Origin of the sequence: Pseudomonas sp. HY13-MNA-CIBAN-0226 (genome assembly GCF_040310305.1) — a bacterium.
Taxonomy (GTDB): domain Bacteria; phylum Pseudomonadota; class Gammaproteobacteria; order Pseudomonadales; family Pseudomonadaceae; genus Aquipseudomonas; species Aquipseudomonas gregormendelii.
This window is the reverse complement of record NZ_JBEOPS010000420.1, coordinates 1-255: the sequence shown is the minus strand read 5'-3', so window position 1 is coordinate 255 and position 255 is coordinate 1. Positions and strand designations below refer to the sequence as shown.

General features: G+C 64.3%; 1 protein-coding gene. It reads right to left on the bottom strand.

Features of this window, described 5'->3' with window-relative positions; genetic code table 11:
- Positions 1 to 255 (bottom strand): phospholipase D-like domain-containing protein (locus AAEZ05_RS29340; protein ID WP_502947815.1); only part of this gene is annotated, 255 nt, incomplete at both ends.

The window sequence follows — 255 nt, the reverse complement described above, 5'->3', positions numbered from 1 at the left end:
ACTCCACACCGGCATCGGTCAAGCGCTTGCGCAGCCCCAGGGTAAACGCCAGGCTGCCGTAATCATCGAACAGGCAACGCACCTGCACGCCGCGTTCGGCGGCCAGCACCAGTGCCTGCACCATGGCTTCGGCGCAGGCACCCGCTTCGACCAGGTACAACTCAAGGTCAACCTGCTGCTCGGCCCGGGCGATGCCCACCAGCATCTGCGGGAAGAAGTTCGGCCCGTCGATCAGCAATTCGAACTGATTGGCGC